At 35.9% G+C, this 25,503-nt stretch carries 17 protein-coding genes and 1 pseudogene; 7 read left to right on the plus strand and 11 right to left on the minus strand.

The genetic code is table 11. From position 1 onward, the window contains the following. Positions 1-12: 12 nt before the first annotated feature. The gene (locus ACQH3L_RS03210; RefSeq protein WP_236514645.1) at positions 13-3,939 is read right to left on the minus strand and encodes an ankyrin repeat domain-containing protein; all 3,927 of its coding nucleotides are present in this window, start codon (positions 3,937-3,939) and stop codon (positions 13-15) included. An 825-nt stretch (positions 3,940-4,764) separates the two neighbouring features. Here ACQH3L_RS03210 and ACQH3L_RS03215 point away from each other — a divergent pair. Then, positions 4,765-5,826, plus strand: coding sequence for an ankyrin repeat domain-containing protein (locus ACQH3L_RS03215; protein WP_151808102.1), 1,062 nt, complete (start codon positions 4,765-4,767; stop codon positions 5,824-5,826). Positions 5,827-6,518: 692 nt separating this feature from the next. Continuing rightward, complete coding sequence (locus ACQH3L_RS03220) at positions 6,519-7,853, plus strand: ankyrin repeat domain-containing protein (protein ID WP_425384994.1); 1,335 nt, start codon at positions 6,519-6,521, stop codon at positions 7,851-7,853. A gap of 486 nt (positions 7,854-8,339) precedes the next feature. Here the strand turns inward: ACQH3L_RS03220 and ACQH3L_RS03225 are convergent, their stop codons facing one another. From ACQH3L_RS03225 to ACQH3L_RS03265, 9 genes and pseudogenes are all read right to left on the minus strand, one after another. Beyond that, positions 8,340-10,040: a hypothetical protein gene (locus tag ACQH3L_RS03225; protein WP_425384995.1), complete on the minus strand. Its 1,701-nt coding sequence runs from the start codon at positions 10,038-10,040 to the stop codon at positions 8,340-8,342. Between the two features lie 128 nt (positions 10,041-10,168). Then, entirely contained in the window at positions 10,169-10,783 is a 615-nt protein-coding gene (locus ACQH3L_RS03230; protein WP_425384996.1) for a hypothetical protein, read from the minus strand. Then, a complete protein-coding gene (locus ACQH3L_RS03235; RefSeq protein WP_425384997.1) occupies positions 10,773-11,762 on the minus strand; it encodes a hypothetical protein in 990 nt (329 codons plus the stop codon). The genes ACQH3L_RS03230 and ACQH3L_RS03235 overlap by 11 nt, the downstream gene beginning before the upstream one ends. Positions 11,763-11,815: 53 nt before the next feature. Then, entirely contained in the window at positions 11,816-13,258 is a 1,443-nt protein-coding gene (locus ACQH3L_RS03240) for a cytoplasmic incompatibility factor CifA (RefSeq protein WP_425384998.1), read from the minus strand. Positions 13,259-13,397: 139 nt separating this feature from the next. Beyond that, positions 13,398-14,111 (minus strand): pyrimidine dimer DNA glycosylase/endonuclease V, encoded by a 714-nt coding sequence (locus ACQH3L_RS03245; protein ID WP_015588934.1) that lies wholly within the window; start codon positions 14,109-14,111, stop codon positions 13,398-13,400. Continuing rightward, complete coding sequence (locus tag ACQH3L_RS03250) at positions 14,112-14,897, minus strand: Rpn family recombination-promoting nuclease/putative transposase (RefSeq protein WP_425384999.1); 786 nt, start codon at positions 14,895-14,897, stop codon at positions 14,112-14,114. It abuts the gene before it with no gap. Beyond that, complete coding sequence (ltrA, locus tag ACQH3L_RS03255; protein ID WP_006280223.1) at positions 14,894-16,441, minus strand: group II intron reverse transcriptase/maturase; 1,548 nt, start codon at positions 16,439-16,441, stop codon at positions 14,894-14,896. The genes ACQH3L_RS03250 and ltrA overlap by 4 nt, the downstream gene beginning before the upstream one ends. Before the next feature lie 37 nt (positions 16,442-16,478). After that, positions 16,479-16,622, minus strand: a complete 144-nt coding sequence (locus ACQH3L_RS03260) for a hypothetical protein (protein WP_173862902.1) — start codon at positions 16,620-16,622, stop codon at positions 16,479-16,481. Positions 16,623-17,060: 438 nt separating this feature from the next. Further along, a pseudogene (locus ACQH3L_RS03265) lies at positions 17,061-17,306 on the minus strand (PD-(D/E)XK nuclease family transposase); the annotation flags it as partial. Between the two features lie 1,064 nt (positions 17,307-18,370). Between ACQH3L_RS03265 and ACQH3L_RS03270 the strand changes: the two are divergent. The 5 genes from ACQH3L_RS03270 (at position 18,371) to ACQH3L_RS03290 (ending at position 22,890) form a co-directional block, all read left to right on the plus strand. Beyond that, on the plus strand, positions 18,371-20,077 hold the full coding sequence (locus ACQH3L_RS03270; RefSeq protein ID WP_425385000.1) for an ABC transporter ATP-binding protein: 1,707 nt from the start codon (positions 18,371-18,373) through the stop codon (positions 20,075-20,077). Between the two features lie 195 nt (positions 20,078-20,272). Next, the gene (locus ACQH3L_RS03275; protein ID WP_425385001.1) at positions 20,273-20,491 is read left to right on the plus strand and encodes a hypothetical protein; all 219 of its coding nucleotides are present in this window, start codon (positions 20,273-20,275) and stop codon (positions 20,489-20,491) included. A gap of 93 nt (positions 20,492-20,584) precedes the next feature. After that, on the plus strand, positions 20,585-22,291 hold the full coding sequence (gene argS, locus ACQH3L_RS03280) for an arginine--tRNA ligase (RefSeq protein ID WP_010962564.1): 1,707 nt from the start codon (positions 20,585-20,587) through the stop codon (positions 22,289-22,291). Between the two features lie 94 nt (positions 22,292-22,385). Further along, entirely contained in the window at positions 22,386-22,610 is a 225-nt protein-coding gene (locus ACQH3L_RS03285; protein ID WP_010962565.1) for a hypothetical protein, read from the plus strand. Continuing rightward, positions 22,588-22,890 (plus strand): type II toxin-antitoxin system RelE family toxin, encoded by a 303-nt coding sequence (locus ACQH3L_RS03290; RefSeq protein WP_233395579.1) that lies wholly within the window; start codon positions 22,588-22,590, stop codon positions 22,888-22,890. Before ACQH3L_RS03285 ends, ACQH3L_RS03290 begins: the two co-directional genes overlap by 23 nt. A 1,000-nt stretch (positions 22,891-23,890) precedes the next feature. On the opposite strand, the gene ACQH3L_RS03295 is transcribed toward ACQH3L_RS03290, so the two are convergent. Further along, on the minus strand, positions 23,891-25,186 hold the full coding sequence (locus tag ACQH3L_RS03295; protein WP_425384591.1) for a Na+/H+ antiporter NhaC family protein: 1,296 nt from the start codon (positions 25,184-25,186) through the stop codon (positions 23,891-23,893). Positions 25,187-25,503 lie beyond the last annotated feature (317 nt).

The following is a 25,503-nucleotide window of genomic DNA, read 5'->3' on the forward strand; positions in this document are numbered from 1 at the left end:
CCTTGAGCTATTTTAAACCTTCACAGCAGGATCAACACCATTTTTAACTTCAACATTACTAAGTGCTGTATTTGCCTTATGTGAACAGTAACACCCTACTGCGAGAAAAGTTAATGCAGCTACAGCAAGTGTAATACAGATTGCTAAATGAAACATTGTTAAACTTGCACCAACAGCAAATGCTCCAGATAATACAAAAGAAATAGAAGCATAGGTTATTTGCTTTCTATCCTGGGCGCTTGCTGCTGAGAGTTTTTTGTTTCCATTGTCTGGACTTGGACCTTTTAGGCTTTGCCGTATTTCATTTAAATTCTCTTCAAATTGAACTTTTGCTTCATCAAGTTCTCTAGTTTTTGCAGCTAAATCTTGCCTTATACTATCTTGCTCACGTTCTAACTGTGCAACCTTCTGATTTGTGCTACTCAGCTCTCGATTTCTGTTGCCAAGTTGTGCTTTTAGACTTTCAATTTGACCCTTCAACTGCTTACCTTGACTTTCAAGTGCTTCTAGCTGCTGGCTTTTATTTTCACTTTCATCTTTAAGCTTCTCCAGCTCCTTATTTTGATCCCCCAGTGCTACATTTTGTGTGCTCAGCTCTTTATTTTTGCTTTCAGCTTTTTCTAGCTTTTGAAGTACAGTATTTAACTGCCCCTTTAGTTGTTTTTTTTTCTCAGTGAGTTGAACTACTTCATTAGTTTTTCTAGCCAAATCTTGCTTTGCATCACCGAGGTTGTTTTGCAAGTCTACAAGCTGAGCCTTTGCCTCTTTAAGTTCTTTAGTACGGTTATCTACTTGATCATTGAGTTGACTAGCCTTCTGTTGCTCTTGCATTAACTCTTTATTCGCTTGTCTCAACAAAACTTCCATGCCCTCAAGCTTCTTTTGCAATTGCGAAACCTTTTCATTTACAATATTTAGCTCTTCCACCTTTCCTGCAAGTTGAGTTTTTGTTTCCTCAAGTTCTTCAGTAAGTGTAGTCACTTTACTAATTTTTTCATTTAAGCTTTGCTTTGCACTCTCCAGCTCTTGTTCTAATTGAACTTGTACATCCTTTAGCTGCTTATTTTCCTTTGTAAGTTCCGCATGCTCTTGTTTTAATCGAGTTTGTGTATTACTCAGTATATTTCTTTCGTTATTAAGTTGAGCTGTTTTACCAGTCAGATTATTAATATTTTGTTCTAGCTCGATTTTTGTTCTCTCAAGTTTAGCTACTTCACTAGTTCTGCTATCCAAGTTTTGTTTTGCGTCATCCAACTCTTTCGTCTGCTTTTTGAGCTGATCTTCTAATTTCCATACATTTCTGTTCAGTACTCTCTCCTTCTCTGCAAATTGGCAATCAAGTACATTTTTTTCTTTATTCAAATCATCTATCTGACTAGTTAGGTCACTATTCTTTCTTTCTAGTCCAGCATTTGTCTCCTTAAGCTCCTTTATAGTATTATCAAGCTTAGTTACTTTTCCAATTTTGCTTTCCATCTCTTCTTTTTTCTTTGCAAGTTCAGCTTCTGTTTTCTTAAGTCTCTCTTTAAGGTTAGATATCAGAAGACAAGCTATTTTTTTTGTTTGAACACTATCTGGCATTGCTAAGTGCAAATATCCAATATTAAAGTTAGCATCACAATTAAGTAAAAGCTTAATAGCTTCTAGTTTACTATTTTGAATAGCAAGGTCTAGAGGCGTACGATTATCAATACCTTTAGCATCAACATCATAGCATCTTTTTTTGAGAAGAAGATTAAGTGTTTCATTGTTATCATTTAAAACAGCGTAATGTAAAGGTGTACGCTTCTTTTCTATTTCTACTTCCTCCTTAAAGAATTTTATCACTTCTTCTCTTTTCTCTGTTTTGGATGATTTTGCTAAATTCAAAACAGTGCTATTTCTATATGTAATGTTGAAGTTAGCACCGTTCTTCACAAGAAGCTTTACTATTTCCAAATTGCCATTGCAAACCGCAAAGTATAAAGGTGTTATACCATTATTATCTTTGACGTCAACATCAGCACCTTTACTAAGGAGAAACTTTGCACCTTCTAGAAAGAGTGCTACATCATCGTTATCTTTGCTGCTATTAGGAAAAAAAGACCAAATGTACTCCATCCACCCGTTATTGGTATCTTTTTGAGCTGTCTGACGTGCATCACGAGCTATAAAGTGTAAAGCTGTCATATCACTAACGTCTTTAATGTCAACATAAACTTCACCATTCAAAAGAGCTTGTGCTACTTCTTTACTGTAGAGGGCAGCAAGATACAAAAGACTAGCACCACTAACTTTAGCCTCTAGGGATGGAGATAGCACCGTTTTGATGCACTCTTCATTTTTAACAGATAACGCCGAATTAAGTATATTACGTATCTTATCAACAACATTCTCATCTTCTAATGTTTTCAAGTATTCAGTAACGTGGTCAGTAAAGAGTTGGTTAAATTCTTTTCTTAATGCTATGGTTGGAAAGAATGCATGGCTTACAGTTCTTATACCGTTATCTTTTTCTTTTAATCTGCCGGATAAAATATCAATGTATTTTTGTTGACCTACAAGCAGTAATAGAGATTCCAGTTCCTTTTGATCAAACAATTTACTCTGATACTTTTCTGTAAGCTTATCATTAGCTGCAATTGCTAGAAGCACTAATTCTTCTACTAAAAAGCTGCAATTATTACTTTCTGTATCAAGTTTATACTTTGACAACATATTGTCATATATATACTTATGATCGTCCCTTTTTTGCAAATCCAAGTTAAGGTATCGTGAACAAAAGGCTTTAAAATTATCACTATTCAGGCCACTCATGAACACATCATCTTTATCTATGTTATTTATAACTTCGTCTAACTGCTCATAGTCATTATGCTTGACTGCTTCGTTCAAAATATTTATCACTTCATCAAGGGTTTTAATGTTCAAAACATCGAATTTTTCATGCGACCCTTCTGAAACTTTATCGTTTTCCTGCTGTGTTAAATTAAATAGCTCTATAAGCTTACTATTACCTTTATCAGTAGCAATTTTCATTGCATTAAATTCTCCAAGAAAAGGATTAGCTCCTTTATTTAAAAGCAACTTTACAATTTCAATACCTTCACTTTGTAAGATAGAATTATTTGAAAAATGCTTTAGTATTTCAGTATTTTGTTCAGGGGAAGTATATTTCAACAGAATCCTTATCGTTTCTTTTGTATATTTACAGCTATTAGCGATAACTGCTTTTTCTAACTCAGCAGTAACATTAATCTTTGCTCCATGCTGAAAAAGCAAATTTGCTAAATTATGGTCATTATCTTCCAGAGCGTAATAAATAGGTGCTTTATCTTTTGACTGACTAACTTTATTAACATCAGCTCTGTATTCTAATAGTGATTTTATAACCTCATCCCTTAATGAAAATCTTTTAGCCTTTATCATGCCTGAGCAGTTTTTGCATATATGGCTTAAAGCTTTATCTTTAAAAGAGATATTAGCATCAACTTTTTTACTGTCTCGTAATAAAAAGTCTTTATAAAAATTAAGCCAATTGCTATGTTCACAGGCATTCATAGCAAAACAAGTCAATATCACTTTTTGATTGCGAAACATACTAAAGTTCTTCACTCTCTGTATTAGGTCTTTTGCTTTTTCTAAATTTTTAGAAGAAATGGCTCCGAACAATTCATTTCCAAGACGTTCATTGGATATCCTTTCTTCATCATACTCCGCTCTTTGTTTTGAATCTTTCAAGATGCTATATGCTTCTTCAAGTTTTTGAAAATTTTTTTTTGCTGTTTCTTTGTTACTATTTTTATCTGGATGATGTTTTCTTGCCAAATTTCTATATGCATTTTTTATCTCATCCAGGCTGGCATTTACCTTTACTCCCAATATTTCATAATAGTCAATATCAAAGTTAATAACACGTTTAGGTGTGTTAATACTTGTATAATCATTAACTGGCGGCATAAATTTCCTGATAATTTTCTCTTTGTTATGTTATCATTAACCCTAACTTTTGTCAATATATATTGCTGATTTCTAAATTGGATTGGAAACGTAATTTACATCAAAATTCTCCAATGTAAAGAGTATACTAAAGCGCTATTAAACTATATTGCAAAGTCCGTTCTGATTTAACAAAACACTACACTTTTTAGTATCAACGAGAATTTAATTATTTACTTCCTCCAAAAAACATAAAAATGATCGTATATTTGTGAGAATGCGTTGCGTAAAATAGAATCGTGGAAATAGAAGCTTCAAATTGTTGCAACAAGGTTTAGACAAATTGGTTCATATGTAAATATGGCTAAAGTGAGCCAATGTAGATGATTTTAGCGCATAATCAAATTACCATATAAAAAAGTTCGTATGGTACAATTGGTAGACCAACTGATCCCAAAAAAACTTGTTCTCACGCTTGTTATTTTAAGTTGCTGAAAGTGGTTGTATCGGTTAGGTTATTAGTAATATATTTTACTAAATTAATACCAATTCATTTGAGGATAAAAAGGAAAACTAAGGTAAATTTATAGCAAAAAAGGTTTGTGCTCATCTTATGACAAAGATACAATAGAAACTCTCATGGAAAAGAGGCAAAGATTGTGGAAGTATATAGAAAAAGCTTTATGACGCTCAACGAAAAAAGGGAGGCGTTTGGCTTGCTGATGGTGCAGGTGATGATGAATTGAATTAAAAATTTTATATATAATGTAAGTGTAGTAATATTAATAAATATCAAATATTTATACTGCATTATCATCTAGCATACTAACAAATTAGAGGTAATTTATGAACGAAATACAACAAAGAGAGTTAAATGAACAACTTTTTAATGCTGTTGTACAGGGTAATATAGGGCAAATTGAGGAGTTAATAGTAGCTGGAGCAGAGGTTAATGCGGTAGATGAGGGTGAAAAAGCTTTTTCACGTCTTTCTGCTTTAAGTAATACAAGGGAAAGAGGGGTAGTAGAGGCAGCGAATATTCAGCAACTTAGACTCACTCCTTTACATTATGCTGTTTTAAGTGGCAGAGAGATGGTAGAGCTTTTAATCGAAAAAGGGGCAAATATTAATATGGTAAGTGAAGATGGACCTACTCTTTTACATTATGCTGCTGCTTTCAGTGACAAAAGAGAGGTGGTAGAGCTTTTAATCAAAGAAGGGGCGAATGTTGATGCGGTGGATGATAATGGCAATACTCCTTTATTTTCTGCTGCTTTAAGTGGCAAAAGAGAGATGGTAGAGCTTTTAATCGAAAAAAGGGCGAATGTTGATGCGGTGAATAAGGTTAAAAATACTCCTTTACATGCTGCTGCTTTAAGTGGCAAAAGAGAAGTAGTAGAGTTCTTAATCGAAAAAGGGGCGAATATTAATGCGGTGAATGAGAGTAAAAATACTCCTTTACATGCTGCTACTTTAAGTGGCAAAAGAGAAGTGGTAGAGCTTTTAATCGGAGAGGGGGCGCATATTGATGCGATAGATGATAATGGCAATACTCCTTTAAGTTGGGCTGCTGAACATAGCCAAAAAGGTGTGATAGAGTCTTTACTTGAAAAAGGAGCGAATATTGATGTGATAGATGGTGATGGCAATACTCCTTTAAATTGCGTTATTATCTCGAATAAAATAGACAATGCTGAGTTAATAGTAAATCACATAGCAAAACTGGAAGCTACTGGCCTATATGTCAGTCCAGAGAATATACAACTTAAAGCTCAGATAATGCCAGAAATAGAAAAAAGAATATTTCTACATAATCATAAACCATTGATTGATGCTTTATCGACGCATTATGGAAGTAATTTTCAAGCAATGACATTTACTGGTATAAAGAACAGGAGTACGAAATAATACACTAATTTACTTTGTAGACTTCGAAGATGTTACAACAAGACATGTTCCTACACTGAAAGTCAAGACATTTGCAGAGATGGTTAAAAATAAAGATATAAATAGTAACCTTGAGTGCCCAAGCACTGAACAAACTCAAGGAGCTAGTCAGTCTCTTAATTAAAGAAGGATACATGGAGACCTGCTGCGAAAACAAGAAGAGGTGTTCCTCGCTTGTATGAAGTATTTTTAAACGTGGTTTTTTTAAAGATCATAATTACCACAAAAACTGGGCTTTCCTTTTGCAGCAGGTCTTAAGCCTCCGCAGCGGACCTTCCGATTCCAAAGCAACTTCTTCTCTGTTGCATTTATTGGTTTGTGGAATAGTAGAAATATTGTTTTAATATCTACATAAAGACATACATATAATTAAGAAAAAGACAGAAGAAAAGAATATAAGAAATTAGAACTGACAAGCAAAAACTTGCTTTTTTATTAAATACGTGTACAATTTAGGCATGTGTTTTTAATTTTGAGGTATAGGTATGATAGACTTTATGAAGAATGAATTTGAAATAATATTGTAGGGGATAGAGGAAAATCCAAGTATATACAGCAATAACACAACTACAAGAATAGCAAATGAATTACAAGAATATAATTCAAGAAGGTCAAGCGAAATTAATGAATCTAGTGAATCTATTCACCACAAAATGCAGCTATTGGATGAAAACTATAACAGAGAGACACAGTTATTGAGTGAAAACTATGGCAGAAAGATACAGTCGTTAAACTACCAGCACAATAGTAAATTGTTACAGGAGCTGCATAACAATGCCAATAGTAGTAAATCCAATTATGATTCTAGACATGCTATACCTGATTATGATTGGGAATATGAAAGGTATAATAATAGTTTGAAAGATAGCGAAGCAAAATTTAATATGGAATTCAAGAAATATGAGAATGAGCTCAGAGAGTTAGAGCAGGAGCGTTGTAGTATAAAACATATAATGCATGAATGTAATCAGTGGAAAAACCATGGGTTTGATATAAATTACATTTTCAAAGTACAAGATGATTCTAACCATACAAAAGAATATACATTATTACATTTTGCTGCAAATTTTGGGGATATAAATGTTACAAAATTACTGTTAGAAGGAGGAGCAGGTGTTGATATAAAAGATCAAAACGGAAATACTTCTTTGCACTTAGCTGCTGCAAATGGCCATATAGACATAATAGAACTTCTAGTGAAAGAAGGATCAGACCTTAATGTAGTGAATAAAGACGGAAATACTTCCTTGCACTTAGCTGCTGCAAATGGCCATATAGACATAATAGAACTTCTAGTGAAAGAAGGATCAGACCTTAATGTAGTGAATAAAGACGGAAATACTTCCTTGCACTTAGCTGCTGCAAATGGCCATATAGACATAATAGAACTTCTAGTGAAAAAAGGATCAGATCTTAATGTAGTGAATAAAGACGGAAATACTCCTTTACATAGTGCTTTCTATAATAATTGCACAAAGGTAGTTAAGTATTTAATAGGAAAAGAACCAAGTATGAAAGAAGTTGTAGAGCATCTAGTGAGGTGTGTAGTAGAAGATAGAGCACATACGTTACTAAAAGGTCGTACTCCTTTACATTTAGCTGCTATTTATGACTGCACAGAAGTAGCAGAGTCTTTACTGAAAAAGTGGGAAAATCCTTTGTTAAAAGACACTAATGGTAAAACTCCAAGAGAGTTAGCCACAGATGAAAGTTTAATACAGCTTTTCGGGGAAGCAGAAATAAAACAACAAGAATATAATGCAACCAAGTGGGGTCTTGTTAGTGGCGGATCAACAGCAGTATTAGGTATAGCTGCGACAACCATTTTTGCAACAGTATTTACAATTGGATTTCTGCCTATAGTAGGGGCGGTTGCTGCAGCCACAACACTTGCGTTAGCGGTTGGTGGGACTACATATATGATATTAAAGCCCAGTGCTAAAATAGAGAGAATCGAATGTGAAGAAACATACATCTGCAGAACTTAGGCTTGTTGAAGTTTAGCTCCTTGTGTATGGAATATGCAACTACTATCGGCTTGATGTGCATCCCCAAAGTGTAGTGGTATGGGCGGTATCTGACTCATAGACGTCGTTTCAATTATTAAATATGTTAAAGTACAAACATGAATGAGTTAGAAAAAGTTTGTTCAAGCTATATGAAAAAGTGAAAAATCTAGGGGTAGTGTGCTGCAAGACCTACCCATTCCAAAAAAAAATTGTTCTCACGCTGGCTGGTTTTGGTTGCTAGAAATGGTTGCATCGTTTAAATTTATTAATGTTATACACTACCAAATTAATAGTTGCTCATTTAAGAACCTCCTTCAACTTTACCCAACTCGACACATATACTTTTTGAAACATTGCTGCAAGTAGAAAAAAACAGGTTACCCACCTTAACTTCTTTAAATTTGCTCACAATCTTTACTTGATGCATAAGGTTTTTGTTACACTCCTTTCATCTACCGATTACCTCTACCTACCGCCTTTACCTTGGCTAAGGTCAGAAACACGACTAGCTTCAGGACTTTCTAAGCTTGACTGTGGCAGGTCACCAAAATTACTGGAATCACTAACACCAAGCGATATAGGTGCTTCTACTGGTCCACAGCCTCCTCCCACTCTGTGATATCCTAATTCTAGATAAGTACGTAGTAATGGATCAATTTGTTCTCTATTTTGAATGTATGCTTGCAATTGCACATCTTGAAATCCCGGATTATTCCTGAATAATTGCGAAATGCCCACTCTTATGTTCTGAAAGTAATTTCTATCTCTGTTTGGGTGGCCTCTTCCAAGAAAATCGCGTATTATATTTATGATATTCTGCACTTGCCCAACAGGATTTTCGTTTAGAACTCGATTAATATCACTAGCATTTTCTAATGCCCATAAACCACAATTCCAACCATCTGTTTGCTGACTAACAGAAACATTATTAATCCTGATATTATTTCCTAAGTTATTTTGAATGATATCAGTAATACCACCTGGAACAGCAGTAGCAGTTGAATCAGCATAGTACCCAACATAGTTCCCATTTTGACGTTCAATCACTAGTGTAACCCAATGAGTATTATTTAAAGTAATGATTAAAGTTAAACGCTGTTGTTTTTCATTTTCCCTAAATTGATTTAATACTCTAACAATGTGCTCGTTACCGTCATTCCTTGCCAAATTAGCTACTTCAAAAGTGTGATTACCTTCAGTACGAAGCTGATATCGCAATCTTCCAGCGTGAGCTATATCAATTTGTTGTAGCCAGTAATCATAATGTCCATTTCTCGTCGCAAATTCTAGCGTAAGTAGATCATTTACTTCTATCCCTTGATTTCTAAGAATATCTCTTATTTGTCTTCTTATCTCTTGTGCTGTAGGAATGGAATTATCACCTCTCCTTATTCTTGACTTTAATGTTTCTATTACCTGTGCTCTAGTACCTTGCAAGTAACTAAATGGAACGTGCAGATTATCATCTATATCAAGCAAAAAAATCGAGTTCTGTCCTGGTTTTCTTTCCGTGTAAAAGCGCCTGAAATTTTCACGAGTCTGATCTGATAATAGACCCTCTGGTGGATTTTCATCAATAACACTTTCAGGTCCCACTAATACTCCTGGTCTTGAGTCACGACCACCACGATCAAGTCTATGTACATACTCTTCTCTTCCTATTCCTTCTGGAATAGATATAAGACCTTCTACTCTCTCTGCACCTGCATTAAATATAAGAGGAAGTAAAACCACCTCATTTCCAGAAGTAATAGGCACATATCCTCTCTGCTTGTTTATAAGTTCTTTTATTTGATCTTTTGCGTTATTCTCCTTTTGTATTATTTCTTCTGCATTACCAGCAAATCTTAATATATATCCAATTGGATGAGTATCTGCTGTAGGTTGCCTTAATAATAAAAGGTCTAATCTCTGTTCTGTAATTCTTGTGAGTATTGCCCTTTCTCCTTCTTCTTCCTGACCCCTTTTCAAACTATATGTTTGACCAACTTTATACATAGCAAGCACTTTATAAGGATTATCACTAGCATAAAATGTACCATGTAGTATAGAACGAAACTTATCCTCACTATTAACATTTATTGCGTCCCTAAGTGGCATCAATATTCCAGAGATCTCTTGAAACAGCTCTCCATGATGACCTACATCTTGCCAGCCATCATTCATAACCCTTTCTGAAATACCATGTACATTTTCAGCATTAGGTACTTGTGCAAGATCACCATCAAGAAAATTATTTGCATTATTATTTTGGTAATCGTGATATAAACCAAGGTCATTTGGTTGATCAATATCTAGCTCAAATTGGTCATTAAGTGTGCATGAAACTTCCCATACATGAACATTATTTCCATTAATATTAAGATTTCTAAATTGATTGCTCCTTGTTGTTGTGCATCGTGAGCTCTAATATGAAGTATAACTATACCAGAACCTTCAGCATGAAAGACCATAGTTAAACATCTTAAACCCTCATCACCATGTCTAAATATGTATTTTGTTATAGGTGCTTCGTCTTCTTCTTCTAGTTCTAAAGGGTGCCTATCAAAAGCACTACTTCCAAAAGTAAAACCAGTTATACAATCAAATACTCTGTTATAATTATCTGCATTTCTTGGTATTTCACCAGGAAGATGTTGAAGCAAGAAATCTCTAATATTCTCTCCAACCTCTTCATCTTCTATATACTCAAACAATCTTTGTACTAAAGGAAATCTATCCTGTTGAAGCCCTACTGTATCAACACTAAAAGGATCTAGATTTAAATTAAAATTTAATCCAACACAGACAGTATTTCTTGATTCAGTATGGATAGGTATAAATGAAAAAACATGCAATCTTTCAGCGTGACTTCTGGCGCGGTTTAATGCGATATTGGACGGTGCCCTTGTAGCAAGATTAAACAACAATAGGAATATTTTCTCTTTCTGCTTGGTGACGTACAAGAAATGCAACATGTGAGTTTCTAGGAGATAAGTCAAGATCGATGCCTATTGTGTAGCGATGACTAAAATTTGCTAAGAAACCTAATAAAAACCCGTGACTCTCAAATTTTTGATTGCGGTTTTCAATATTATATTCCAGTTCCTGCCTATAATTATGATAGATGCGAGCTATGTATGGGACAATTTCTTCGTACATTCTATCTCTTACATCTAGTTCTTCGTTACTCGCCAGCATTTCTATAAAACCGTCAATTCTTTGTTGACCTGGTGCAACTTGCACAAAATTGACCAACTCACCAAGTTGTCTACGCTGATTTTGATTGAGTTGTCTTCCTTCTATTTCCTTAATTGTTAGTCTGTGATCTCCTAAGAGCCGTCTAATAAGATTGATTTCAGATGCTGAATATTTGGCAAATTTATCCCTACCTTGACGATCTTTTTCACGAATTACCTCGAATACCGTTGCAATTGCCTCTCCCTGACTCTTGCCCTTTCCATGCATGCATACTTTGTATTGCTCAAAATTTAGGTCTTCTTCCCTTAAATTTGGATTTTGCCCTCTAATCTCTCGCACTAGAGCATTTCTTTCCCTTGTACTGAACCTCAACCCATCACTATTAGGACGATCAGAAATACTGTAGCATCTGACAACTTGCTGTCCGTCACGATAAACAGCGACTTTTAGGTTCCCTGTATTTCTATTTCTACCACCTGTATCAATACCATGATTATCAAAACGAAAATACACTCTCTCATTTGCTTTTAAGATATTAGCATCATGTGCAGTAGCAAACATACTAAAAAAGAATACAGGAAGAAAACGACCTGCACTTACATGATACAAGAAAGATGGACATTGATCTAAAAAAGATTCAAATCCTTGTCTGAATCCTTCAAGATCTCCATCCACCAAACTCCTAATAAGTCCATCACCATTACTCATACAAAATACCCCTTATTTACTACGACCAGAAACACCAAGAGTTCATAAGTGGATTACTTATTACCACTAAGCGTAAAGATGCTTTTTTTCTTATAAGAAGAAACACCACTTACACTAGGAGTTCCAAGCTCAGACTGCGGACTATCATCTACTGGCAAAGTTGTTTTCTTACTACCATGAGCTTTAGATCGTGATCGCAAATTACTACAAGGACCATCACCTCCAGGTGGTAAAATTGTTTTCTCTAACTCAGAGAATAATTCTTCTGCAAACAGACCGTAATCTACATTTACTCTTTTACCTTCCCTACCGCATAATCTAAGGTCTCTTATTATTAGTTTTTTAAAGAGCTCAAACTTTTCAGGAAAGCAATCTTTGGCAAATGACATCATATCTAATATTTCTTTTTTCTCTATTTCTTTTTCTTCATCAGTCTTATAAATGTCTTCTCGTCTCCAATTGACTATTAACTCTGCAAATACACCACTTGTAGGAACTGTATAATTAGAAGTATTAACAGCAGCTTTTCTGTATTGATACAAGCTACCACATTCCCAAAATTCCATAATAAGAGATCTAGCTTGAACATTTGATTCAGGATTTTTCAACATCACATCTGAAAGAGAGGAAAGAAAAAGCTCATAGTCTCGCTGTGAGAATATTTTGTCCGAACAGTCTCCTCTTGCTGAAACTTCTTTATAACACCAGCACTGTACCAAATCATGAACCGTATCAAAAAAACATGACTCTATTAATTCAGCAAAAAGGGAATATACTCCTTTATCTTTCTGTGATAATTTCTGTAAAAGAGTATCTTTATCGACTATCTTATTTACACAAAAATCTAAAATAGGGGCGTCTTTCTCAACAGATTGAACGCGAGAAAGAGCAAGAATAGCTTCTGTGAGCTTCTTTTCCTTATCTTCTTCTTTTAAATGATTATAAAAATACTCTACCCCTTCACTCCACTTAAGTTTTACAGCACTGTCAAAACCTTCTGACGCGTTACTTGGTTGCTTTAATCCCCCAGATTCTCTATCGATCCAGAAATCAAACACAGGACCTTTCCTCTTTATGCTATCTAGTAACGAGTTTCGTACGTATTTGCCAATTTCAGTTTCAGTTTTACCATCAAATGCACCAGGAGGAAAATTGTTCCTATAAGATTCAAATCTTTTTTGAAAGAGTGGATGAATTTTATCTACCACACAGTAACTACAAGCCATCTCATATTTGCGAAGTGGATTATCTATTCCACCTATTTTTGCTTCAGTAAACCTTTGACCTAAAGCAGCATTATCCAACCTTACACCTGACCAGCAACCTTCATCTTGGAATACATTGTGCAAAAACTTCAACTTATCACCCTTAAAGTATTTTATGTGCTCCATAAAGTTATCTTGAAGGACTCCCACCCATCTCTTGATAGCTGACTTCCTCCCGGCAGCAACTGTTGGATCTGGATGTTTAATAGCTTCCTGTAATTTCTTGGACATCGTAGCCCGAAGCTCTTTCTGTGTTGGCATTAACCCCTCCTATTAAGTATTTATATAAAAAAGGCATCGTACATACATTAGAATGGATTGCAACATAAAAATTACTAGAATAGAGGACTTAATAAAAAAAACGTTATGGCTAAAACTTTTCTTCTTGAATGTCCTTAATGTAATCAATAGAAAGGCCGATCATTTTAGCTATAACATCTATAGAGACACCGGCCTTAAGTGAATTCTTTGCAACTTCGATTTTCTCTGCTTTTCTGCCTTCGGCTCTGCCTTTTTCATGTCCGATTTGGATGGCTTCTCTATTTATGAGCTGTATTAGCTGTGGTGTTGTGTAGCAGATTATCCAATCTGGTGCTTCTCTGCCATTTTCCCACTTAGCAAATCTCATCTTTTCCTTGAGATAATATCTCCTATAAGCTTCCACAGCACTGCTGCATTTATACTGATCCGGCAGTGCTTGTATAAAAGCTTGCATATCAGTTGATCGAAAAATGAGTAAATCCTTATTACTATCACACCAATTTATTACTTCCTCTGATTTATGCTTCCTTTTGTATCGCTGTGTATACTCTTTACACAATTCTTTTCCATACTCTATCAACCAACAAAAGTTTCCTTTCGATTGCCTAGCCCACAAAGAACAAGGATGATTGCTGTGAGTGAGTTTATATGGAACTTCTATATCCTGATCTATGACACTAACAAAAGGATTTGGCGCTTTTAATGCTATTGAAAAAACATTACTTAATAACTGAGCAGTTTCTAATGGCATTTTTACTATATGCTTATCACATAACATTTTTGCCGCAATCTCTGGGTTTTCATCTAGTACAAAGATGTTCATCTAAACATCCAAAGAGCTTAAGTCTTTAATTTCATTAGCTGTAAGACCAGTAGTTTGAGCTATAATATCAATAGAAACACCTGCTTTTAGTAGATTCTTTGCGACCTCAATTTTCTCTGCTTTTCTGCCTTTTTCATGTCCGATAAGGATGCCTTCTTCTCTACCTTTTTCAGTAGCATCATCAAGTTTTTGAGCGAGGACAGCCTGTTCATCAAGAATACGTTTTATTTCCTGTTCATAGGCAATAAATTCTTTTTCTGACCAGTTAAATCTATTTAGTTCTTCATATGCCTTTTTAATTATTACATCACTACCTATTATTTTTTCCAGCTCTTCTTCACTAGTCTCATCTGCATATTTAAAGAAGTAGATCCATTTTTCAACTATATTTGAAAGCTGATCCTCTTTGGTTTTTGGAAATTTTGGCAATTCAATAAATATGAAGTAAAAATCTTTTAGATCGTGTTCATTAGTATCTTCATCCCGAATAGTATGCTTTGATTTATACTCAGACTTGTCCGGAAACAGGATACAATCTGCTATAGCAATGAAGATAATTTCCTTAAGGTCTTGGTATTGATCATCTTTATCGGCTTGTCTTGAATACGCTTTAGCTGCATAGTATTGGGCACGTTTTTCAAAGCCTTTAGTTTTGGCAACTTGGTTAGGTAAGGAAGTAGTATTGCTACTACTCCCTCCCTTAGAAACGCAGCATGCAGGTTTCCCCACACTACGCTTGAGCCCCTTATCTAAGTCCTTCTTTTCTCGAACCGGCTTGTCCTTCATGATTCCTCAGAAAACATCATTCTTAATGGTGACACCAACAGTAGAGAACCTTCTCTTGAGAAAGAGCTTGCTAACATTTTTGTTTGTTTCACTCTTTCATCAAAATACTTTTTCCATTTTAAGTCAAGTGGATTTGCATCCGCCCTGATTTTAACATGTCGTCTGATAGGTATATCAATCAACCTAAGCAGTCTTAAATACCTTATCTCTTTCGGTTTGTTCTTGCATATGGGTGCAGCAAAGACCCATTGGCGTTGTTTCATTACCTTGAAGTAACGATTCTTTATCCAACGTAATCCTTTACGAGGATGTCTTTTCTTTGCCCATTTCCATAGAGCACACATAATTTCATGGTCTATTTTGTTAAAAGCTCTTTTCGCACACACATGGCTGTAGTAATTTCCCCATCCCCTTAATAGGGAATTGAGCAACTTGATTAGTACGGCCTGAGTGTTCGCTATGTTTGCCTTTATCAATGTACGTGCTTTATTAAGAAGTTTCTTAATACTTTCTTTTGAAGGTTTTATAATTAACTTCTTATTATACCTGCGTACATTACAACCAAGAAAGTCAAACCCTGTTGTAATAGATGTAATTTTTGTTTTCTCTTCGGAAAGGATAAGACCTCTCTCCTGAAGAAAGGACGATACTAGAGGTTTTACTTCATTTTCCAGTACTTCACGTGTGATTCCTGAAATGATAAAGTCATCTGCGTACCTGATTACATTTACTCCACTTCTGATTTTGCTTCTTCTTTTACTGCCAAGTTTACCAAATTGACTTTCCAATGATTTTTCAAGTCCATTTAGGGCTAGATTTGCTAGTATTGGAGAGATGATACTACCTTGTGGGGTACCTGCAGTTGTGGAATACAGAGTTTTTGATTCTAGGAAGCCAGCTTTTAACCAGCTATGAAGAATTTTCTTCTCCATAGGAATATGCTTCATGAGCCATTCATGGTTAATGTTATCAAAACACCCTTTAATATCACCTTCGAGTATCCATTGTAGTTGGTTACGGCTTGCCAGTAACAAGTGACAAGCCACAGTAGCGTCTGCGCAGGATCTTTTTGGTCTAAAACCATAAGAGTGACGATCACTGATCGTTTCAGCTATCGGTTCCAAAGCAAACAAGTATAATGCTTGCATGGCTCTATCTTTTATCGTAGGGATTCCAAGAGGTCTTCTTTTGCCATTAGACTTACTGATGTATATCCGTTTTAGCGGAGAAGGTTTGTATCCTCTTTGTTTTAATAGCTTTATTCCTTGAAATTTTGTGTTGCAAGTTGACCATATTTGACGATCTACACCTGCTGTGTTTTTTCCTTGGTTTTCAGTTACTCTCTTAACCGCCAAAGCTTTGCCGCTAAAAGAGCGTGTGAGAAGGTGTTGTAAAGTTTTCACCTTACCCCATCTGCCTTGTTGGACAGCCTTAACAATACGCCTCTGTAGCCTCATAACAACTTTTTGGCATTTCTTCCAGGGTAACTGGTTCCATGCTTCGGAGTTATTGGTAGGTGCACTTACAGTTGTACTTGTAATCATCTGCTTTCCTACCTTAAGTGGTTAACAAAGTTTCTTGTCATGAGGGACCAAATGGAAGTCTGCTCGTTTTCACGCGAATTAATGTTACAAATTCTATCCATTTCGTTACAAAATGGCATTCGCTTTCTCCATTATCCTTTACCTGCACATCCATCAGCATTCCTTGCGGGTTGCCTGCCATATAGGCGAAAATACAGGCTTATCCTGTTCCTTTTGTCATACAATAGTGGGTTAGGTGGCTTCTCTATACCGGTGATTTGCGTACATCCAGAAATGAAAAATGTCACATTACCTTTTGGTCGGAGCTTATCAGCATCTTTAGCTCTTTAATCGTTACGATACTTATGAAGCTTCACTTACGTTCACCATACCACTAAGCCTAGCCCTCCAACCACATGATGCTTGTAGTTTATGCTTTCTCTCACGATTGAGCATCTTCTTTATCAAGAGGAGGTTCATTGTCCGCGTCGCTCGGCACCAACTGGTTACCCAATTCGCACTGATGCGTAGACTCAGATGGCAAAACATCTGGTTCAATAAGCTTTAGAATCCTTTCAGTTTCTTTCTGAATGAATTCCTCTCCTTTTAAACAATATGACCGAAGGCTTTCAGGTCGCACCATCTCAATTATATACCTGTTCCCACTAGAGTCCCTGCAAAGAACATCAACTATACTTTGCTTATCAGAGGCAATTTCAGGATCCATTATAGTACTGAGGAATTCCACTTCTTGTATAGTATTTATCTCGGTAAACCCTAAAATATCATTCAAAAAATGTACGAGAATATTCTTATTTTTTTCAGTGCCAAATATTTTTTTGAAGGTTAAATCCAGCTTAGGGTCGAGAAACTTAGATAAAGCCATAGCCAAAGTGCTTAAAAATATTAATAATTATACACTATTATTAACAACTATTCAACCATATTTTTAAGTATAGCTATACCGCCGCGGCGCTAACACGTAGCGGGATGACGAGCTTATCGTCACGCCGCCACGAACCGTCATACCGCCGCGGCGCTAACAAGAGATCCCGCTAACACGTAGCGGGATGACGAGCTTATCGTCACGCCGCCACGAACCGTCATACCGCCGCGGTATCTCTTAACATAGATCCCTTACTTAACCGTCATACCTTAACATAGATCCCGCTAACAAGTAGCGGGATGACGAGGTCATGCCACCGCGCGAACCGTCATACCGTCACGGTATCTCTAGATCCCGCTAACACGTAGGGGAATGACGAGGTCATGCCGCCGCAAACCGTCATACCGCCGCGGTATCTCTTAGCCGCTAACACGTAGCGGGATGACGGTTGTCGTTTAGCTACAAACGTTAAGAAATTTACCAAATGAAAAAAAAGGCAAAAGAAGCCCTGGGGTTATTATCCGCTTTAAAATATTGGCGTTTTTTATGTTTTAAACGCTTGACAAGCAAGATTAAGCTGCTTTTAATTGCAACTAACTTACGCTGCAAATGTTTAAGAAGTTTACTAAGCAGAAAAAAAGACAAAGAATCCCCGAGTTAGCTAGTCTTTTACTATCTCTGTCGAGTATTGGCATTTTTTGATGTCTTGTAACGCTTTATAAGCGCGTTCAGCTTATTTAGATAAAAATCTAGATGTAGATGAAGTTTTGTAAAGACATACAGTATCTATGTACTGCAAAAAATTAAACATAAGACGCCGATACATTAAGTAATCCTTACCTTTTAATCTGCAGATTGGCGAAAGCAAATGCAATAGCTTCAATTTTATGATAAGGGGGCTGGCGGAGTTTGTCAAGTAAGTTTTTTGTTTCTGCGAGCTACTACCCTTTCTTGGTGGACTAAAATCACAACAGCTGCAGAACCTAAATTGCTTCATACTACACCTTTCCCCTTTCCCCTGAAACTAAAATCTATATACTTAACTTTAGAAACTTTAAAATAAGATGCGATCTAATATTAGGCAGTTATTTTACTATATAAAGCCTAATCTATCCTATTTTGTCATAGCTTTTATTGCAGTTTTATTTTCAGCCTTAACGATCCTCCTCTTTGGCAGAGGCTTAAGCAATATAATTGATTCTGGCACAGAGCACAATTTTACTACCAAACTATTAGTTGCAATACTTATAGTTTTAGCCATTTCTCTCACTGCATTTACTCGGTTATATTTCATTGGCATTGGCAGCGAGAAAGTTATCGCAAGAATCAGATATGACTTATATAGCAGTATCACTAACTTGCAACCAAGTTTCTTTGAGAACACAGGCGTACAAGATGTTATCTCAGCGTTAATTACTGATACCTCTGTGCTGCAATCAATAATAAACAGCAGCTTACTAACCATATTACGAAATTTTGTGATTCTGATTGGCAGTGTTGCTATGTTATTATATACAAATATACAACTAACTGCGTATGCAGCCGCAATAATACCTATACTACTCATTATCATGACCTCACTTGGAAAAAAAGTGCGTAGCTATGCACGCTTTGCCCAGGATAAATTAAGTGAGCTTGCGTCATTTAGTGAGGAAAATTTTAGATCTATAGTGACTATCAAATCGTTTGTACTCGAAGAAAATGAAAAAACCCGTTTTAAGGAGTATTTAAACTCAGTATCAAAATCATACGTAAAATTAGTACTCTTGCGTGCTATTCTAGTAACTCTAGTTATCACGTGTGTGATAGGTTCACTAGTTGTTTTGCTCTTTTTTGGTATTAAAGAAGTCTTAAGCAATAATATAACTATTGGAGAACTCTCCTCATTTGTGTTTTATTCAGCGCTTGCGGCAGGAGCTATAAATAATTTGAGCGATAATATCAGTGATTTACAACGAGGTCTTGGAATAGTAGAGCGTTTATTTGAATTTAAAAATATGAAAAGCTCTATAGTAGATGCCGATGATCCTATAAAAATTTATAGTGTTCAAAAAGGAATTTCGTTTAATGGTGTAACATTTTTTTATGCTGATAAGCCAGCATTAGATAACGTATCATTTTCTATAGAGGCAGGTCAAGCAGTATCAATTGTTGGACCATCTGGCAGTGGTAAAAGCACCATTTTAAAGCTTCTGCTCCGTTTTCATGATCCAAACAAAGGTAGCATTACTATCGATGGGCACAATATTAAGTCAATTGCGCTAAATGACCTCAGATCGTTGTTTGGCTTAGTGCCACAAGATCACATGATATTTTCTTGCTCAATAATGGAAAATATACTATATGGCAAACCAGGTGCCGAATATGAGGAAGTGAAGCAAGCAGCCATCAGCGCTTATGCGATGGAATTTATTGATAAGCTGCCTGATAAATTTGATACATTTGTAGGAAAAAGAGGATTAAAACTTTCTGAAGGACAAAAACAACGTATTGTAATAGCAAGGGCCATACTCAACAATCCTCAGGTTTTAATACTGGATGAAGCAACCTCTGCCCTTGATTACAAAAGTGAGAACCTCGTGCAAAAAGCATTGAGCAAGTTAATGCAAAACAGAACAACAATCGTAATTACACACAGGCTATCAACCGCACTCAAGACTGACAAGATTATAGTAATTAATCATGGAAAAGTAGAAGAAGTAGGAACTCATGACTTTCTAATGAGTAAAGACGGGCTGTATGCAAAACTGGCGAAGATACAGTGGAATTGAAAGAAAATTTAAATCATACCGTTAGTTGATATGCTAGATTTATAATTAAAATTATTAAATTTTTAATTATATTATTTTATAATGGTTCCATAGTTATCCGGAAATTTCGTGATCTGTAGTTTCTTTCATTCACGTTATATTCATAGCTTGTTCTATCTTAATGTAATTCCAATTTTGACTGTATAGGAGGTCTCTATGTTAAAACATAACTATAGTGATAAAATCAATAATCGCTATTCATATACTAACAAATTTTCTTATAGTGATGAGGGTGTAGACGAGACGATCAAGGATAAAATCACAACTGAAAATCAGGTAGTAACTGATGATGTTGAAGAGCCTGATGCTGGTAATGATGGTTACAGCGAAGGTATGGCTTTCTCTTACCATGGTTACGGCAACGACTTAATATAAACTCTGATCCAGGAAGATAAAATAGTTAAGATAAACCTTCAACTAGTCCCACTTATTCACTATACTGCTATAGATTCTATAGCAATATAGTGAATGAACATTTTTAAGCAGATTTCCTCTCTAATCTTTAGTAAATTGAATGAGTTGAAACAAAGGGGTGTTATAAGCACAAGTGCAGCAAACTTTATCATAGAGCCTCCAAGCAATAGAGTCCATGGAGACATTTACACAAATGTTGCTATGGTGCTTGCAAAGCATGAAAAGAAGAATCCCATTGAAATTGCAGAGGTTTTAGCCAAAGAATTTGAACTTTTTGATGAAGTTGCAAAAGTGGAAATAGCAGGCTCTGGTTTCATCAACATGCACTTAAAAATAGAAGTGTGGCATGGAATTTTAAAACAAATAAATGAGCTAAAAACAGAGTTTGGCACCCTAGATATAGGGAACAATCAGGCCATTAATGTTGAATTTGTATCTGCAAATCCAACTGGTCCACTGCATATTGGTCATGCAAGAGGGGCAGTATTTGGTGACGTTCTGGCAAATTTATTGAAAAAAGTTGGTTATAAAGTTACTAAGGAATACTATATTAATGATGCTGGAGCGCAGATAGATACGCTAATTCGGTCAGTATATTTGCGGTATAAGGAAGCTCTGGGAGAAAAAATCAGCATCGAAAAAGGTTTATACCCAGGTGAATATTTAAAACCAATAGGGACTGGGCTGGCCAAAAAATATGGCGCAGAGCTTCTAGAAAAGCAAGATAATCAAGTGATTAGAGACTATACTTTAAGTTCTATCTTAGAAATCATAAAGGAAGACATGAACTTACTTGGAGTAAATCATGATGTTTTTACTTCAGAGTATGAGCTACAAAAAAGTGGCAAAATTGAAGAGAGTATAAAGATATTGTCTGACAAGGGTCTAGTGTATGAAGGGTACCTGGAGAAACCAAAAGGCAAAGAAAGCGAAAATTGGACTTCCAGAAAAGAGATGCTATTTCGCTCTACAAAATTTGGTGATGACGTTGACCGTGCATTGAAGAAAGAGGACGGCAGTTGGACTTATTTTGCCTCGGATATCGCTTACCATTTTGATAAGATATCGCGTGGTTTTAACAATATGATCGTAGAGCTTGGTAGTGACCACGGCGGTTATGTCAAAAGACTCAAAGCAGTCGTCTCTGCGCTCAGTGATGATCAAGCAAAAATAGAGGTAAAACTGCATAATATTGTGAATTTTTTCGAGAACGGCAAACCTGTTAAGATGTCCAAAAGATCAGGAAACTTCCTAACAGCAAGAGATGTAGTGGAAGAAGTTGGCAGGGACATAACTCGTTTTATAATGCTAACACGCAAGAATGATATGGTCTTGGACTTTGATTTTGCTAAAGTTAAAGAACAGTCAAAAGACAACCCTATTTTTTACGTGCAATATGCGCATGCTCGTGCTCATTCGTTAATGCGTAATGCTCCAAAAGAGCTCCCAACAGCAGATCCTTCACTTTTAAGGACAGGTGGAGAGCTCTTCCTCATAAAAACCTTAGCAAAGTGGCCAGATGTGGTAGAAATTGCAGCAAGGCTTTGTGAGCCACACAGAATTACTTTCTACTTACTTGAAGTTGCAGAAGCGTTTCACGTTTTATGGGGGTATGGCAAGAGTGATTTAAACATGCGTTTCATACTGGAAGACAACTTAAACCTCACCGCTGCAAGAATGTTTCTCGTGCAGGCCTTAGCACACGTCATCGCTTCTGGACTTTCTATCTTCAATATAGAGCCTTTGGAAGAGATGAGTTGATTTTTTTATGCAAGATTGTTTTTTCAACGAATAGAGAAGTTGACAAAATTAAGTAAAAATGTTATAGTTTATAGTAGTATTTTCTGGTTAATATATGGCTCACAGTCAAAAAAAGCTCAATGTTAATGTAAGTTTTGACAGTAAATTGGCTCAGTATCTTACAGAAATGGCAGAGACTCAAAATAAAACTATTCCTGAAGTTTTAGTAGATTTAGTGGAAGAAGAGTTCGAAGAAGATGTAGAGCTATCCAAAATAGCTGACGATCGCCTCTCTGAAGGTGAAGAAGAAGTAGAGGATGATGAAAACATCTGGAAATAAAACTTACACTATAAAATTCTTAAAAAATGTTATTGAAAAAGAAATTCCAGCTCTTCCGGCAAAGATTAAATTAATGGTTCAGGAGGCCATAAAGAAACGCCTTACAGTTGATCCTTTTAATCTAGGAAAGCCTTTATGTCATAGCTTTAGAGGGCAATATAGGATAAGGGTTAGCAACTACCGTATAATTTACATCATAAATCATTCAGAACGTAAAGTACTTATTACTGCAGTGGGGTATAGAAAAAACATTTACAAACACAGAAGATTACACAATTAAAAATATAAGAAAGATCTCACCGCTGCAACTTGTCCAAGCCTTAGCACACGTCATTGCTTCTGGACTTTCTATCTTAATATAGAGCCGTTAGAAGAAATGAGTTGATTTTTTTTTGTTACAATATGTAATGATCAAAATATTATTCAAAGTAGGGTAAAGTTATGACGATCAGTTTTAGGGAGTATTCAACTGTATTCACTGAAGTTGCGGAACAGACAGATTTAAATGGAAATAACATAATTGAAAGAATAAAAGGGCATTAGCATAGATCCCGCTAACAAGCAGCGGGATGACGGTTGTCAGGGTGTCAGGCTAGTACCTTCTCTTGTCATCCCAATGCCCAGACACTGGGATCCAGAAAAGTTTGCTTGTGAACAAGCAAACTAGCATGGAAAGTGGTTACAACATTTTCGATGAGATTATATGGAAAACTGTATTCCAGTGTCAAGCACTGGAATACATCACAGGGGCACTGGAATGACACCCTTTACGGGCTCTTAAATTGCAACTATAAATGTTTAAGAAATTTACCAAATGAAAAAAAAGGCAAAAGAAGCCCCATGGTGGTTGGCTATTTACTATGTACTAAAATATCGGCGTTTTTTTTATTCTAAAACGCTTGATTAAGAGCGATTTAGCTGCTTTTAACTTGCAACTAACCTACACCGCAAGTGTTTAAGAAATTTACTAAGCAGGAAAAAAGGCAAAGAAACCCCGTAGTAGCTAGCATTCAAATTCTCCCTTGTCAATTTGACGTTTTTTGCTGTCTTAAACGCTTTGTAAGCGCGTTTCGGCTTATATAGGTAAAAACCCAGAAATTTTTAAAGACATGCGATGCACGTAGTGCGAAAAATTAAACATGAGACGCCAAATACCCTAAGTTTTTTGTCATTAACCTGCACAGATTGCGAAGATAAATAAATAGCTTCAGTTTCATGATAAGGGGGTTGGCGAAGGGTGTCAAGTAATTCCGTTCCTTATGGGTAAAAAAAGAGAAACTCTAAGTTGCAGCCGCACAATGTTTCTCTTTTCTGCTGTTGATGATTATTTCGCCTATTGTAACTGCCGCTAGAATAAAGCAATAATATACCTGTGTTAATAAAGAAATAGGTGATACAGAGGCGATGCTACCTGCTAGCAATAGTTGGGAACCATAAGGTAAGATACCTTTTGTAGCACAAGCAAAAACATCTAATAAGTATGCGCTGCGATGTGGCGCAATACTGTGTTTTTGTGCGAGCCTTTTTGCAATGCCACCACTTAGTAAAATAGCAATGGTATTATTGGCAACTAAGGTAGTAAACATAGACGCAATTCCTGCTATCACAAATTCAGCTTTAGTTTTTGTGATATTGCTTTCATCGATGAGTTTATGCAACGCTTTTTGACCTTGCTTGTACATTATATGGCTCAATCCACCGATAAATAGAGCAAATATCACTATTTCGTTTACTTTTTTGAAACCGTCATACACGTCATGAGGAAATTGAATGATAGCATAGTCAAAAAAAGTTATTCCTAGCACACCAGCAATAATTATGTTTATAGTTATTGTTACTAAAGTGGCGACTTCAAGCAGCCCCATGATTATTAAAGAAATGTAAGGAATAATTTTTATTATAGAATAATAATCTAAATTTGATATAGAAATAATTTTTGTACTATTTGAGGCAACTGCTAGGTAGATGAGTGTTATAATGCTGGCAATAAGTGCAACTTTAGAGTTCATTTTAAGTTTATCTTTTGCTGAAGCTTCCTGTGAAGAAACAGATGCAATGGTGGTATCAGATATCATCGAAAGGTTATCGCCAAACACGGCACCACCTACTGCAGTTGCAGTTCCTATTTCGAGACCAAAAGCTCCACTTTTTGCCAGATTAACAGCTATAGGTACCATCAGCGCAACAACTCCCATAGATGTGCCAATTGCAGTTGAAATAAAAGCAGAAGCCAAAAATACTCCAGGCAGCAGTAATCTTGCTGGAAGGAAATTAAGAATTAAATTAGCAACAGTGTCTGCGCTACCGATTGATTGAGTCACCGCAGAAAATGCTCCAGAAAATAAAAAAATTAAACACATAGTAAGGGTGTTTTTGTCACCCATGCCCTTGATAACAGTATCGATGTTATGCTGAATTTTATTTGTACCACGTGAGACAGCAAAAAATAGTGCTGGTAATAAGCAGATTACTGGTGAAACCTGATGAAGTGGATTATCAGTTCCGATAAAAGAAAAATAAGCACCACTTCCAAGATACAAGATTAAAAAAATAATCAAGGGGACAAAAGCTGTCATTTTACTGTACCTAAACTTATAACTATAACTAATTAAGTGGTTTTAAGCAAGTTTGGTTTTCACTAGTTCTACAGGAAGTCAATAGCAGAGTTTTAAACTTCATATTTAATCTACTAAATAAATAGCACATGTAGCTTATTGCTTGACAATAGGATCTAATTGTTGTCTAGATTCCAGCATCACGCGCACAACTGTACGAACATTTGTTTGCGAAGAAATGTTATAGCTGGTTTTGCCTCAAACACAAGGATGTCATCCGAGTAGCTGACTACTTGGATCCAGAAAATTTTGCTGCGAGTAAGCAAATTTGTTTGGTG

Origin of the sequence: Wolbachia endosymbiont (group A) of Sturmia bella, assembly GCF_964030905.1 — a bacterium.
GTDB classification, from domain to species: domain Bacteria; phylum Pseudomonadota; class Alphaproteobacteria; order Rickettsiales; family Anaplasmataceae; genus Wolbachia; species Wolbachia pipientis.

Coding starts and splice junctions, on each gene's coding strand:
- ACQH3L_RS03210 (WP_236514645.1), bottom strand. CDS start 3,939: ATGCCGCCAGTTAATGATTATACAAGTATTAACACACCTAAACGTGTT.
- ACQH3L_RS03215 (WP_151808102.1), top strand. CDS start 4,765: ATGAACGAAATACAACAAAGAGAGTTAAATGAACAACTTTTTAATGCT.
- ACQH3L_RS03220 (WP_425384994.1), top strand. CDS start 6,519: ATGCAGCTATTGGATGAAAACTATAACAGAGAGACACAGTTATTGAGT.
- ACQH3L_RS03225 (WP_425384995.1), bottom strand. CDS start 10,040: ATGAATGATGGCTGGCAAGATGTAGGTCATCATGGAGAGCTGTTTCAA.
- ACQH3L_RS03235 (WP_425384997.1), bottom strand. CDS start 11,762: ATGAGTAATGGTGATGGACTTATTAGGAGTTTGGTGGATGGAGATCTT.
- ACQH3L_RS03240 (WP_425384998.1), bottom strand. CDS start 13,258: ATGTCCAAGAAATTACAGGAAGCTATTAAACATCCAGATCCAACAGTT.
- ACQH3L_RS03245 (WP_015588934.1), bottom strand. CDS start 14,111: ATGAACATCTTTGTACTAGATGAAAACCCAGAGATTGCGGCAAAAATG.
- ACQH3L_RS03250 (WP_425384999.1), bottom strand. CDS start 14,897: ATGAAGGACAAGCCGGTTCGAGAAAAGAAGGACTTAGATAAGGGGCTC.
- ltrA (WP_006280223.1), bottom strand. CDS start 16,441: ATGATTACAAGTACAACTGTAAGTGCACCTACCAATAACTCCGAAGCA.
- ACQH3L_RS03260 (WP_173862902.1), bottom strand. CDS start 16,622: ATGGCAGGCAACCCGCAAGGAATGCTGATGGATGTGCAGGTAAAGGAT.
- ACQH3L_RS03270 (WP_425385000.1), top strand. CDS start 18,371: ATGCGATCTAATATTAGGCAGTTATTTTACTATATAAAGCCTAATCTA.
- ACQH3L_RS03275 (WP_425385001.1), top strand. CDS start 20,273: ATGTTAAAACATAACTATAGTGATAAAATCAATAATCGCTATTCATAT.
- argS (WP_010962564.1), top strand. CDS start 20,585: ATGAACATTTTTAAGCAGATTTCCTCTCTAATCTTTAGTAAATTGAAT.
- ACQH3L_RS03285 (WP_010962565.1), top strand. CDS start 22,386: ATGGCTCACAGTCAAAAAAAGCTCAATGTTAATGTAAGTTTTGACAGT.
- ACQH3L_RS03290 (WP_233395579.1), top strand. CDS start 22,588: ATGATGAAAACATCTGGAAATAAAACTTACACTATAAAATTCTTAAAA.
- ACQH3L_RS03295 (WP_425384591.1), bottom strand. CDS start 25,186: ATGACAGCTTTTGTCCCCTTGATTATTTTTTTAATCTTGTATCTTGGA.